This is a genomic window from Albimonas pacifica (genome assembly GCF_900113695.1).
GTDB lineage: Bacteria > Pseudomonadota > Alphaproteobacteria > Rhodobacterales > Rhodobacteraceae > Albimonas > Albimonas pacifica.
This window is the reverse complement of record NZ_FOQH01000001.1, coordinates 333,469-345,954: the sequence shown is the minus strand read 5'-3', so window position 1 is coordinate 345,954 and position 12,486 is coordinate 333,469. Positions and strand designations below refer to the sequence as shown.

Here is a 12,486-nt window from a genome sequence, read left to right as displayed (position 1 = left end):
GAAACGGGACGGAAGAGGGGGCCGGGACGCGGCCGAGGCGTCGCCGCCTTTGGCGGCCGGGGCGCCGGCCGCCGAAGGCGACGGCGCGTCGGGCGGGCCCGGCGGTCAGGCGGGGCGCCCGGCGGCGCCTGCGCGCGCCGGCTCGCCGCGGCGGACCGGGGCGGGCGCGCCCGCGTCGAGAAGGTGGCAGCGCGCCCAGGCCCCCTGCCCCGTGTCGGTCGTCGCCGGCTCGGCGCGGTCGCAGGGGGCGAAGGCATGCGGGCAGCGGGGGTGGAACCGGCACCCGGCCGGCGGCGAGAGCGCAGACCCGATCTCGCCCCGGATCACGTCGCCGGGCGGCGGATGATCGGGGTCGGGATGCGGCGCCGAGGCGAGCAGCGCCTGGGTGTAGGGATGCCGCGGCCGGTCGAAGACCGTCTGCGTCGGCCCCCATTCCACCAGGGCGCCGAGGTACATGACCCCCGTCTCGTGGGAGAAGTGCTCCACCAGCGCCAGGTCGTGGGCGATGATCAGGTAGGCGAGGCCGAACTCCTCCTGGATGTCGGACAGCAGGTTCAGGATCTGCGCCCGGATCGAGACGTCCAGCGCCGAGGTCGGCTCGTCCAGCACCAGCGCCTTGGGCCGCAGCGCCAGGGCGCGGGCGATGGCGATGCGCTGGCGCTGGCCGCCGGAGAACTCGTGCGGGTAGAGCTTGGCTGCGGCGCGCGGCAGGCCGACGACCTCCAGCGCCTCGTCGACGCGCTTGCGCGCCTCGGCCCCGCTCATCCGGTTATGGACCAGCAGCGGCTCCGACACGATGCGGCCCACCCGAAGGCGCGGGTTCAGCGAGGAATAGGGGTCCTGGAAGACCGCCTGCACCTCGGAGCGGAACTCGGTCAGCGCCCCGCCCGAGAGGCCCGAGACCGCGCGCCCGCGGTAGACGACCTCGCCGGCCGTGGGACGCTCCAGCAGCAGCATCAGCTTGGCGACGGTGGTCTTGCCGCAGCCGCTCTCGCCCACGAGGGCGAAGGTGCGGCCGGGCTCGATCCCGAAGCTGACGTCCTCGACCGCGTGGACCTGACCGGCGCGGCGGAACAGTCCTCCGCCGACGTCGAAACGTTTCACCAGGTGGCGCGCTTCAAGCAGCATGGACCGCCTCCGACTCGCTGAGCCAGCAGGCCGAGACATGGCCGTCGGGCAGCTTGAACTCCGGCGGGTAGGCCTCGTCGCAACGGGCCATCCGCTTGGGGCAGCGGGCGGCGAAGCGGCAGCCCCGCGGCAGGTCCAGCAGGTCCGGCGGCTGGCCGCCCAGCGCAAAGAGCCGCTTGCGGCGCGCCCCCAGCCGGGGGATCGAGTCCAGCAGCGCCTGGGTGTAGGGGTGCGCCGGACGGCGGAAGATCGCGCGCGACGGCCCCTGCTCGACGATCCGCCCCGCGTACATCACCGCGACCCGGTCGCAGATCGAGGCGGCGACGCCCATGTCGTGGGTGATCAGCACGATCGCCACGCCCGTCTCCTTCTGGATCTCGCGGTAGAGCTCGATCATCTTCACCTGGATGGTGACGTCGAGGTTCGAGGTCGGCTCGTCGGCGATCATCACCTGCGGCTCGCAGGCGATGGCCATCGCCGAGACGGCGCGCTGGCGCATGCCGCCGGAGAACTGGTGGGGATACTCGTCCAGCCGCCGCTCGGGCGAGGGGATGCGCACCCGGCCCAGGGCCGCCGCCGCGCGGGCGCGCGTCTCGCGCAGGGTCCGGGTGATGCGGTGGTGGCGCAGGGGGGAGCCGACCTGGTCGCCGATGGTGAACACCGGGTTGAGCGAGGTCATCGGGTCCTGGGTGACCATCGACAGCCGCCGCCCCCGCCAGTCGCGCGCAAGCTCCCGCTCGCTCAGCTGCGTGAGGTCCACGCCCCCCACGCGGACCGAGCCCCGCGCGATGCGTCCCGCGGGCTTCGGCAACAGGCGCAGGATCGAGAGGCAGGTCATCGACTTGCCCGATCCGCTCTCCCCCACGATGCCCAGCGTCTCGCCGGCCCCGACCTCGAAGCTGACCCCGTCCACCGGGCGGAGCACGCCCCGGCGCAGGTGCAGTTCCATCACGAGGTCCTCGACCGCGAGGGCCGGCGCGTCCGCATCCGTCACAGCTGCTTCCTCCGGGGATCGAGCACGTCGCGAAGCCAGTCGCCGAAGAGGTTCGAGGACAGGCACACCAGCATGATCGCGACGCCCGGCATGGTGATCGCCCACCACGCGTTGGTCAGGTACGCCCGGGCGTCGGCCAGCATCAGCCCCCAGGAGATCGCCGGCGACTGGATGCCGAGGCCGAGGAACGACAGCGACGCCTCGAAGATGATCACCTGCCCGATCTGCAGGGTGGCCAGCACCAGCATGGTGTTGAGGATGTTGGGCGCGAGGTGGCGGTGGAAGATCGTGGCCGACCCCACCCCCGCCACCTTGGCGAGCGCCACGTAGTCGCGTTCCTTCAGCGACAGGATCTCGCCCCGCACGATGCGCGCGTACCAGGTCCAGTAGGTGACCACGATCACGATCACCACCGTCTCCAGCCCGGGCTCGAGCACCGCGGCCAGGATCAGCGCCAGCGCCAGCGGCGGGATCGACATCTGGATGTCCACCAGCCGCATGATCAGTACGTCCGCCCAGCCCCCGAAGTAGCCGGCGACCATGCCCGCGAGGGAGCCGATGCCCCCCGACAGCACGATCGCCCACAGCGAGACCACCAGCGACACGCGCGCCCCGGCGACGATCCGGCTGAGGATGTCGCGGCCCAGGTTGTCGGTGCCCAGCGGATGCGCCCAGCTTCCCCCCTCCGCCCACACGGGCGGCTGGAAGTTGGCGCGCAGGTCCAGCGCCGCGGGGTTCCAGGGGGTCAGCGCGTCGCCGCCGATGGCGCAGACCACCAGCAGCAGCAGGATCAGCCCCGAGAACCAGGGGACCCCGGCCGACGGCAGCCGCCAGCGGCGACGGGGCCGCGGCGCCGCCGTGTCGGCCGGGGCGAGGTCGGCTTCAACGGCCATGACGGATCCTCGGGTCGACGATGCCGTAGCTCAGGTCGACCAGCAGGTTCGCCACGACGAACATGGCGGCGGCGAACAGCACGCCCGCCTGCACCACGGGGAAGTCGCGGGCGAACAGCGCCTCGACGACCGTGCGGCCCAGGCCCGGCCAGGCGAACACCACCTCGACCACGAAGGAGCCGCCGAGCATCGCGGCGAAATAGACGCCCAGCATGGTGATCAGCGGGATCGCGGCGTTGCGCAGCGCGTATTTCCACACCAGCGAGAACTCCGGCGTGCCGACGCTGCGGCCCATGCGGATGTAGTCGCTGTCCAGCACGTCCAGCATCGCCGAGCGGACGATGCGGGTCTGCGCCGCCACCGGATACCAGCCCAGCGCGATGGCGGGCATGACGACATGGGCCGGCGTGCCGGCGCCGTAGGCCGGCAGCCAGTCGAGGTGAATGGCGAAGATCAGGATCAGCAGCAGCCCGACCCAGAAGTTGGGCATCGCCTGGCCCGCCATGGCGAAGACCTTGCCGAAGCGGTCGACCCAGCCCCCGCGGTTCACCGCCGAGAGCACGCCGAACGGGATCGCCACCGCCATCGAGAAGGCCAGCGCCACCGCCGACAGCAGGATCGTCGCCGGCAGCCGGTCCAGCACCAGGTCCAGCGCGGGCATCTCCCAGCGGTAGGAGCGTCCGAAGTCGCCCTGCAGCGCATCGCCGGCGAAGATCAGGTATTGCCGCCACAGCGGCAGGTCGAGGCCCAGCTTGATGCGCAGCGCGTCGATCACGTCGGGCGGCGCCTCCGGCGGCAGCATCAGCACCACGGGGTCCCCGGTCAGCCGGGTGATCGTGAAGATCACGATCGAGGCCCCGACGATCGACATGAAGCCCTGCAGCAGACGGCGGGCGAAGTATCCCAGCATGACGGCTCCCTGGTCGCGAAGGTTCGGCCGGCGGCGCCTGCGAGGGGCCGCCGGACCGGGGTTCGGAGGAACCGGGCGGATCAGTCCTGCTTGAGGCCGATCTCCTGGAAATTCCGCCAGAAGCCGGGATGCGGCCAGGGCGTGTATTCCACCTTGTCCGCACGCCAGGCGAAGGTGACCAGCGGCCGGTAGGTGGTCAGACCGCCCAGCACCAGCTCGTGCTTCTTGCGGGCGATCTCCTTCAGCGCGGCCTCGCGCTCGTCGGGGTCCATGATCGTGTTCACCGCCTCGACCATCTCGTCCATCTCGGGATGGCCGGCGGTGTGGGAGTAGGAGCCCCAGCCCTCGCCGGGCACGAACGAGTGCAGGTGCCCGCTCCACGCGGTGCCCGGATCGCCCGGCACGCCGTGGCCCCACATGTGCGAGAGGATGCCCCCCTCCATCTGCGGCGTGTCCTCGGCGCGGCGGTTGACGTTGATCCAGGCGCCGTACTCGAGGTTCTTCATGTTGCAGCGGATGCCGATGGCCGAGAGATAGGCGAAGAACGCCTCCCCCATCTCCTTGATGTTGGGCTCGCGCGGGGTGATCAGGTTGTAGCAGTTCGTCTCGAACCCGTTCGGATAGCCCGCATCCGCCAGCAGCTGCATCGCCTTGGCCGGGTCGTAGGGGTAGGGCTTCAGCTCGGGGTCGTAGGCGGTCTCGCCCGGGCCGACCTGGACGTAGCGCTGGCCCTGGCCGAACAGCACCTGTTCGATGATCGCGTCGATGTCGGCGCCGTAGGCGACGGCCTGACGGACCTCGAGCTTGCGGAAGGGCGAGTCCTCGGGCGTCATGTCCATGTCGAAGAACAGGTTGTTGCCCGAGACGCGGCTGGCGGTGGCGACGTTGTCCAGCGCCTCGACCTCCTCGATCATCGCCGGGGGCACCGAGTCGATCCAGTCGACGTCCCCGGTGCGGAAGGCCGCGACGCGGGTGAGGTCCTCGGGGATGATCTTCACGATCAGCCGGTCGACCGTGGGGTGATGCTCCTCGTTCCAGTAGGCCTCGTAGCGGTCGAGGACGAGCTCCTCCTTCACGCTGCGGGAGACGAACTTCCACGGGCCGGTTCCGATCGGGCGCTGGGCGAATTCGTCCTCGCCGACCTCCTCGAAATAGGCCTTCGGGATCGCCCACAGCTGCAGCCAGTTGGCGACGTAGTTCGCGTCCCCCTGGGTGAAGTGCAGCTTGAAGTGCAGGTCGTCGACGATCTCGAACTGCGCGACGTTCGCCTGGTAGTGAGGCCAGCGCGAGACGGCCGGATCGCGCAGGCGCTCGTAGGCGAACTCGAAGTCGGCCGCGGTCAGCGGATCGCCGTTGTGGAAGGTCACGCCGGGCCGGATCTTCACGTCGATGACGGGCTTGCCGTCGACCTCCAGGACCTCCCAGCTCTCGGCCAGCCAGTTCATCCGCTCGCCATCCGGACCGGGCCGGACCAGCTGCTCGAACATGGTTCCGATATAGTATTGATCGACGCCGGCCGAGTACTTGGCCGGGTCCATGGTGGTGGATTCCGCGGCCAGCGCGACCGTCAGCGACGATTTCGTCTGCGCACTCGCGGAAAAGGCCGTCCCTGAAAAGGCCACGGCGAGCGCCAGGACGGCGCCCCATCTCGGATGGACCATTGAAGCTCTCCCTGGTGCGTTTCCTCCACCGGACCGCTCTGCTGGCGAGGTCTCGGATTGCGACATTCTGACACTGCGACCAGATGCAAGTCAAATTAACTTCGCCAACCTGACGATCCGCTCTCGCCGGGCGGAGCGGTCTTCCCGGCGGCGAGTTGACGTTAAGGAAGCATGTAAGCAGCTGGAGACCTTTGGATATCCGGCGCCTCCGCCAATCGGCTTTGACACGCAAACCGGTCGGCGACCCGAGACGCGGCGCGACAAGCCCGGGCATGCGCCCCGTCTCCTTCGCCCGACATCGCTTGCCGCCGCTCACCATCCAGCACGCGGTTTGGCTCCACCTTCGGCTCGCCCTCAGCTGCCGCGATGTCGAGAACCTGCTGGCCGAGCGCGGCATCGCCGCCTCCTGCGAGACGGCGCGCCGCTGGGCCCCCACGTTCGGCGCCGCCTTTGCCCAGCGGATCCGAAAGCGACGCCCTCGGCCCTCCGGCCGCTGGCGCCTGGACGAGGTCTTCCTGCGCATCCGGGGCCGGATCCACCATCTCCGGCGCGCTGTCGACGACGAGGGCGAGGCGCTCGAAGCGCTCGTCCAATCTCGGCCTGATCGAAGAGCGGCGCTGAAGCTGCCGCGCAAGCCGCTCAAACGACGGGGCTTTGCGCCGGAGCCCATCGCCACCGACCGGCTGCGCTCCTACGGCGCGGCGTTGCGGGATTTCGGCCTGGCGAACCGCCATGTGACCGGCGAGCGATCGAACTATCGGGCAGAAGTCCCGCACCGACCAACCCGCAAGAAGGAGCGCCAGAGGCGAGGAGTCCGCTCGCCCGGCTCGGCGCAGCGGTTCCTTTCAATCCACGCCGCCGCCTGAAACCCCTTCAGCATCCACCGTCACCTGCTCTCCCGACGAACGGTGAAGAGGCGCCGGGCGGAGGCCTTCGCGACCTGGCATGAGAAAGCTGCCGCCTGAGGGCGGGGCCAATGTTGCTCGCGGGCGCCGCCGACTTCACGTGTCGAAGCCCACGTTCGGCGACCTGCTGCCGGAGCGCGGCATCGACCGTTCGAGCAGCATGGACCAGGTGCGGGCGGACGACTGGATCGCAGGGTGGCTCCCCGGCGAGGTCTTCGCGCAGCCCCGTCGCCAGTCGGACGGCCACGCGATGACGCTGCTGCTGGCCGAGCCCGAGGACCGCTGATCCGACCTGGCGCCCCGGATCCCTGTTCCGACGGGATTCCTCCCAGTTCCCTCCCTGCGAATTCCCTGTTCGCCCGGATTCATTTCCCTGTTCCGCGGAACAGGGTGTTCACCTGCAACCGACTGAGACCGAACAGGGTTTCGCTTCGGCCTTCACCTCAAACGCCCGAAGCCGCATGGGTTTCCCCGTAAGTTCCCGGTTCTTGGCCCGGTGCAGGGTTCGGGCGGGACTGCGCCCACCACCACTCAGCCCTTCTGGAAACCGCTGATCCTGCCTCGACCGGGCAGTCTCCGGCATTTCCGAGGGTTAGCCGAGCGTCGCGCCACAAAGACCTCACGAGAGCACCGGAACCGGAGCGAAAACGCCCCTCGGCGGGGCGTTTGCTCTGCGGCCGGGTTTCAGGTGAGGTCTTGAGGCCGGCGCCGCGCCGCGCGCCCGGTCGGATCCGGCGAGGCTCGAAGCCCAGGACGCGCCACTGCTCCGTCCAATCGAGCGGGAGGTCCGGCAGCCGCCGCAGCGCCCCCGGCAGTCAGATCGTCCGGCTGCCCGCCGTTCTGGATCGCCTCGGCGATGTCCGGCGCCAGGAAGGCCAGCGGCAGGATCCGGTTGACCGATCCCTTCCGACCGCCCTCCCGCCGCTCGATCTCGCCGACCGAGGCGACCGCGTCCGCGAGCAGTTCGCCCGCCCATCGCCGCGCATCGGCGACCATCGCGATCAGCTCCGCATCCGGCTTCCGCTCGCGTCGGTCGAGCCCGATGACGATGGGCTTCGCCCGCCCGGCCTGGCGGGTCTGCAGCGGCGCCTCGATGCGAATCGATTCGCCCCACGCGTCACGATCGGACTCATCGACGAGGGTCGTCAGCCTGATCGTGATCGCCAGCACCTTTCGGCCCAGATCGATCCGCTCGACCAGGTCGATCAGCGGCGCGATGCGATCGTCCGGCTCGCCCGCGAGGGTCGTCGCACGCTTCAGCGCTTCGGCAATGCCTGTCGGCGGCACGCCGGCCCGATGCAGATCCGCGGCGAGCCGATCCGCATCGCCGAGATGGGCCTTGAGGGTGCGCAAGACGAAGCCCTCCAGCGCCACGGCCGGCATCCGCATCGCCGGCGCATCCCCATCCGGCCGGGAGGCGTAGTACCAGTACCGCTTGCGCACGACGCCCTGCCCTGCCTTCACCGGGCGCGAGGCATGCGTCGGCTTCATCGCGCGCCCCTGCGCATCGAAAAGCATCCCGTCGAGCGCCCGAGCCGATGCCCGGCACGCCCCGGATCGCTTGCCGCCGCCGTTGTCGTCCAGTGCATCCTGCACCGCGTCCCAGGCGTCGCGATCCAGGATCGCCTCGTGCATCCCGGGATGCCGCTCGCCCTTGTGCCGCGTCTCGCCGATGTACACCGGGTTGCGCAGAAGCTCGTAGAGCGCCCCGCGCGAGATCGACTTGCCGCCAGAGCCGTTCGCCCGCCGCTTGCTCACCACGCCGGTCGCATCCAGCTCCGCCTTCAGCGCCCGGACGCAGCCGAGATTCAGGTAGCGGCGGAAGATCATCCGCACCGTCTCGGCTTCGGCCTCGTTCACCACCAGCGCCCGGTCCTTCACGTCATAGCCCAGCGGCGGCAGCCCGGCCATCCACATACCCTTGCGCTTTGAGGCAGCGATCTTGTCCCGGATCCGCTCCGCCGTGACCTCCCGCTCGAACTGCGCGAAGGACAGCAGCACGTTCAGCGTCAGCCGCCCCATCGAGCTGGTGGTGTTGAACGCCTGCGTCACCGAGACGAAGGACACCCCCGCCGCGTCGAAGATCTCCACGATCTTCGCGAAGTCCGACAGGCCCGGGTCAGCCGGTCCACCTTGTAGACCACGACGGTATCGATCCGCCCCGCCCGGACATCGTCGAGCAGCCGCTGCAGCCCCGGCCGGTTCATCGTCCCGCCCAAGATCCCGCCGTCGTCGTAGCGCTCCGGCAGCTCCCGCCAGCCCTCGTGGCGCTGGCTGAGCACGTAGGCGGCGCAGGCCTCGCGCTGCGCCTCCAGCGAGTTGAAGTCCTGGTCCAGCCCCTCCTCCGACGATTTCCGGGCGTAGATGGCGCAGCGCTTCAGGCTCATCGGCCACCCTCCTCACGCAGGCCGAAGAAGGCGGGCCCGTTGCGCCGCGTGCCGGTGATGGCGCGGGCCACCGCGGAGAGGGAGGCGTAGCGCCTTCCCTTCCACTCCCCCTTCCGCCGTCACCGCCCCCTCGTGAGTCTCGCCACGCCAGACCTTGATCAGTCGGGCGCCGGCGGGGGCCGTCGGTCGGCGGCGCCCCGCGTCCCGCCGCCTGCAGCGCAGCCTCGGCCGAGGCGCCGGCCGCCCGCGCCGTCTCGATCTTCCGCGAGTCGTCGGCGAGCCGGGCCGGCTCGCCGCCCCGCGCCTCGGCCTGCGCGGCATGCGCCAACGCCAGCCGCATCAGCTGGCCGCTGACCGAGGCGGGCGCCGCTGCGCCCGTCCTCTCTTCCCACGCGCGCCGGAGCGCGGCCGCGTCCAGCCTGCCCAGCTGCTCCAGTTCCGCGGCCAGACGCGAGGCGGCCGAGCCGCCGCCTCGTCGCGTCGCCCGCTCAGGCCGCATCGGCCGCGGCCTCCGCCCGGCCGAGCCAGTAGACCGTCCTGCCGTCTGCGCCCTTCGCGCTCTCGACCGCGAGCCCCTTCTTCCGCAGGCCGGTCAGCGCCGCGCGGGTGGTGTGGGCCTGCCAGCCGAGCGCCTCGGAGAGCGCGTCGATGTCCGCCTCCTCCGGCGCCGAGATCATCTCCACCAGCCGCGCCTGCTTCGTGCCGGGCCGGAAGAGCGGCTTCGCCGGGGCGGCCTCGTCCTCAGGCGCGGCATCGGTCGCGGCCCGCGACGCGGCGTCGATCACGGTCGGAGGCGCGTCGGCCTCCTCCGGCTCCGGCTCGCCGTCCGCCGCTGCGGGCTCACCGTGTTCCCCAGGCGTCGCAGGCGCAGCCGCGATCACCGTCTCCGCGTCCTCGGCATCCTCCGCTGCCCGCGCGGGCAGGCCGATCGCCTCCAGCCCGGCGGGCGCGATCCGCAATCCAAAACTCCAGCCGTCCTCGGTGTCGCACCAGGCCTCGGCGTCGTGGCGGGCGGCCACCTCCTCGACCCACCCCGTGTCCCGCAGGCGGGCCAGCGCCCGTTCCAGCATCTTCCCCTTCGCCCGCACGCTCTCGGGCGGCGGCAGGAGCATGAAGTCCGGCCGCGCGGCGGCGGCGGAAAGCAGCACCAGCTGCAGGTCGGTGAGCTTGATCTTGGTCTTCGTCGCGGTCTCCAGGCGAGGCCCGCGCCCGATGCGCGGCCTCCCACCGCGCAAGGCCCCGGCGGCGAGGCCGAGGCGGTCGGCGCAGGTCAGGCCCTGCGTCGCGACGCCCGCACCACCGCTTCCTGTGCGGGAGAAGTCGAGCGAATTCGAGCCGTGTCGGCGAGACATCCGCCTCGGAGGCAGAACGGCTGCACTTCAGCGCCAAGGGCCGGATTCCTGATCCTGCCAGGAGGCCGCCATCATAGCCAGGTTTCCGAAAAGCGGACGTTCGCTGCGACCGACGCCGATGGCCGCCTGGGGCGGAGAGCCGACATTCGCCGCAAAACCGACGAAGGTCGGGATCTCGAGCGGAGCGGGCCGTCGGATCGAACACGATGCGCCGGCGCCTCGCCACGGGCCACGGCCTGCTCGCCGATGCGGCCGGAACGTTCGCCATTGTCGGCGCTGTCGCAGCCTCCCTCAGGCGGCGCCGAGCTGTGTTCTCAGAATGGCTTTCGGCCCCGCGGGGCCATTCGCGGCGGTCGCTCATTTCCTGTCGCAGCCCTTTGCGACTGGTTGATCGCAGTCCCCGAATTCAACCGCCGGCCAGGATCTTCGCGGCGGCGCGCAGATGGCCCGGCGCATGGTCGATGCCGGAGAGATCCTCCTGGTTCGGGGCGAGGCCGAAATAGACGCCGGCGAAGTCGCGCGCGGGATCGACGTAGATGCCCTGGCCCATGTTGCCGTGCTTGAACAACGCGCCGTCGTGGAACGCATGGTCCCATTGCGCGGTGTTGTAATCCGGGCGGACGCCGAACCAGCGCGTGCCGTAGCCCTCCTCGGTGGTCCCCGCGTAGGCTTTCGGGTCGCCCAGGGTCTGGATGCGCTTCAGGAGCCTGTCGGAGATCACCTGCCGCTCCGCCACGGCGCGCCAGCTGGGCGTGTAGAGCAGCGCATAGCGCAGCCAGTCCTCCGGCGTGACGTTCAGCAGACCCGCGCCCAGCGGCGTGCCGTCCGGCGTGAGGCAGATCAGGCAGGGATTTCGCGCCCCGATCTTCGACCAGACGCGCTGGTTGAAATATTCATCCCAGGGCAGGCCGGAGATGTTCTCGACGGCGAGGACGAGCACCATCGTGATCGCGGAGGAATATCGGAAATGCTGGCCCGGACGCTCGCCGGGGATCGGCTTCGCCTCCTTGTTCAGCTGCCGCCAGTCGCCCTTGCCCTCGAAGGCCGCGGTGAAGAACTTCGCGATCCAGGAGTCGGGATTGACCAGGTTCTCGAACGTCTCCTCGATGTCGAGCCCGCTGGCCATGTTCATGGCGTGCGTCATCGTCACCGCGTCCCACGCGGTCCCCTTCAGCTCGGGCACGTAGGTCGGCACGGGCTTGTCGAGATCGAGCTTGCCCTCCTCCCACAGCATCGCGGCCAGCAGGCTTGCGGTGGTCTTGGCGGTGGACATCGTGGCGTGGATGTTCGTCGGGTTCATGCCCGGATAGGTCTCGAAGACGACTTTCCCCTTGTGGGCCATCATCATGGCCTGCACCTGCCTCGGCCCGACGAGATAGGTCTTCAGGGGCGGCGCGACGCCGCCGTCATGCGCCTTGAAGGCGACGTCCAGCAGGTCGGGGCGGATCGCCCGCTCCAGCACGCTGATCCCGCCGGGCGGGATCACGGCCTTGCTCTTGAAGAACGCGGGCAGGTTCAGGTTGTAGTAGACCGAGTCGTCGCTTCCCGACTGCCAGTTGGCGAAGCTGTAGCGCGCGTTCGCGCCCTGCACGAAGTCGAGCGACAGGGGCTGCTTCCACTTCGCCATCGGGCCGTCGAGCACGAGCGGCTCGATCGCGGGCGCGCCGACGATCCTGGGCATCGTTGCTCCTCCCGCCGCCATGGCCGCCTCCGGGTCGAGGCCGAGCGCGGCGATCCCCGCCGCGGTTCCGAGCGACGCGCCCGCGGCGATGAATTTTCGTCGGTCGACGCCGCCCGTCGCGCCCGCCGTCCCGTCGTCGGCCTGTCGCTCGGTCCTTGTCCTGTCGGTGGTCATCGTCACCTCCTCCGGTCGGACGATCATCCTCGTGACGCTGGCGCGGGAAGATCCCCCGCGGCGTAGGGTTCTCCTCGGCGCCGGCTTGAACCGCCGCGAGGTCGCGATCGGGCGCGGAAAGCGACGCCGCGATCCACCGAACGGACCGCGATGATCAGGTCCCGGCCCGGCCGGACCGCGCCCCGTCGCCGGCTGTTGGCGTTCATCGCGTCATGGTCCAGGCGCTTGCCGGAGACCGACCGGTCGAACCCGCCGCGGAAGACCTTCGGCCAGGTGCGCCGGTCCACGATCCGGGCCCGGCGCCGCCCGGTCGCCTCCTGGACGTCGAGGCCCGGGGTCATGTCCATCCCTTTCCCTGCATCGCCATGGTCGCGATCCTTTCCCGAGCCACAGCGCGCCCG

The 12,486-nt window shown here is 70.5% G+C and carries 11 protein-coding genes and 2 pseudogenes; 2 read left to right on the top strand and 11 right to left on the bottom strand.

Going from position 1 to position 12,486, the window contains the following annotated elements; translation table 11 throughout:
* Positions 1-105 precede the first annotated feature (105 nt).
* The 5 genes from BM064_RS01360 to BM064_RS01340 all read right to left on the bottom strand — a co-directional run bounded on the left by BM064_RS01360 (position 106) and on the right by BM064_RS01340 (position 5,586).
* Positions 106-1,128, bottom strand: a complete 1,023-nt coding sequence (locus tag BM064_RS01360; RefSeq protein ID WP_092857067.1) for an ABC transporter ATP-binding protein — start codon at positions 1,126-1,128, stop codon at positions 106-108.
* Positions 1,118-2,122 (bottom strand): ABC transporter ATP-binding protein, encoded by a 1,005-nt coding sequence (locus BM064_RS01355; protein ID WP_245779014.1) that lies wholly within the window; start codon positions 2,120-2,122, stop codon positions 1,118-1,120. The genes BM064_RS01360 and BM064_RS01355 overlap by 11 nt, the downstream gene beginning before the upstream one ends.
* On the bottom strand, positions 2,119-3,015 hold the full coding sequence (locus BM064_RS01350; protein ID WP_092857065.1) for an ABC transporter permease: 897 nt from the start codon (positions 3,013-3,015) through the stop codon (positions 2,119-2,121). The genes BM064_RS01355 and BM064_RS01350 overlap by 4 nt, the downstream gene beginning before the upstream one ends.
* On the bottom strand, positions 3,005-3,925 hold the full coding sequence (locus BM064_RS01345) for an ABC transporter permease (RefSeq protein ID WP_092857063.1): 921 nt from the start codon (positions 3,923-3,925) through the stop codon (positions 3,005-3,007). The genes BM064_RS01350 and BM064_RS01345 overlap by 11 nt, the downstream gene beginning before the upstream one ends.
* An 80-nt stretch (positions 3,926-4,005) precedes the next feature.
* Positions 4,006-5,586, bottom strand: a complete 1,581-nt coding sequence (locus BM064_RS01340) for an ABC transporter substrate-binding protein (RefSeq protein WP_092857061.1) — start codon at positions 5,584-5,586, stop codon at positions 4,006-4,008.
* A gap of 272 nt (positions 5,587-5,858) precedes the next feature.
* Between BM064_RS01340 and BM064_RS01335 the strand changes: the two are divergent.
* Both BM064_RS01335 and BM064_RS01330 read left to right on the top strand, forming a co-directional pair.
* A pseudogene (locus tag BM064_RS01335) lies at positions 5,859-6,551 on the top strand (IS6 family transposase).
* A 40-nt stretch (positions 6,552-6,591) separates the two neighbouring features.
* Complete coding sequence (locus tag BM064_RS01330; RefSeq protein ID WP_092857059.1) at positions 6,592-6,777, top strand: hypothetical protein; 186 nt, start codon at positions 6,592-6,594, stop codon at positions 6,775-6,777.
* Between the two features lie 398 nt (positions 6,778-7,175).
* On the opposite strand, the gene BM064_RS01325 is transcribed toward BM064_RS01330, so the two are convergent.
* From BM064_RS01325 to BM064_RS26730, 6 genes and pseudogenes are all read right to left on the bottom strand, one after another.
* Positions 7,176-8,321, bottom strand: a complete 1,146-nt coding sequence (locus BM064_RS01325) for a recombinase family protein (protein ID WP_245779028.1) — start codon at positions 8,319-8,321, stop codon at positions 7,176-7,178.
* 141 nt (positions 8,322-8,462) lie between these two features.
* A pseudogene (locus BM064_RS27910) lies at positions 8,463-8,878 on the bottom strand (recombinase family protein); the annotation flags it as partial.
* Positions 8,875-8,949, bottom strand: a complete 75-nt coding sequence (locus tag BM064_RS28475; protein ID WP_245779027.1) for a DUF2924 domain-containing protein — start codon at positions 8,947-8,949, stop codon at positions 8,875-8,877. The pseudogene BM064_RS27910 and the gene BM064_RS28475, both read right to left, overlap by 4 nt.
* 417 nt (positions 8,950-9,366) lie before the next feature.
* Complete coding sequence (locus BM064_RS01315; RefSeq protein WP_092857057.1) at positions 9,367-10,230, bottom strand: DUF3489 domain-containing protein; 864 nt, start codon at positions 10,228-10,230, stop codon at positions 9,367-9,369.
* Between the two features lie 406 nt (positions 10,231-10,636).
* Entirely contained in the window at positions 10,637-12,085 is a 1,449-nt protein-coding gene (locus tag BM064_RS01310; protein ID WP_143103234.1) for a serine hydrolase domain-containing protein, read from the bottom strand.
* Between the two features lie 23 nt (positions 12,086-12,108).
* On the bottom strand, positions 12,109-12,432 hold the full coding sequence (locus BM064_RS26730; RefSeq protein WP_143103233.1) for a hypothetical protein: 324 nt from the start codon (positions 12,430-12,432) through the stop codon (positions 12,109-12,111).
* Between the last annotated feature and the right edge of the window lie 54 nt (positions 12,433-12,486).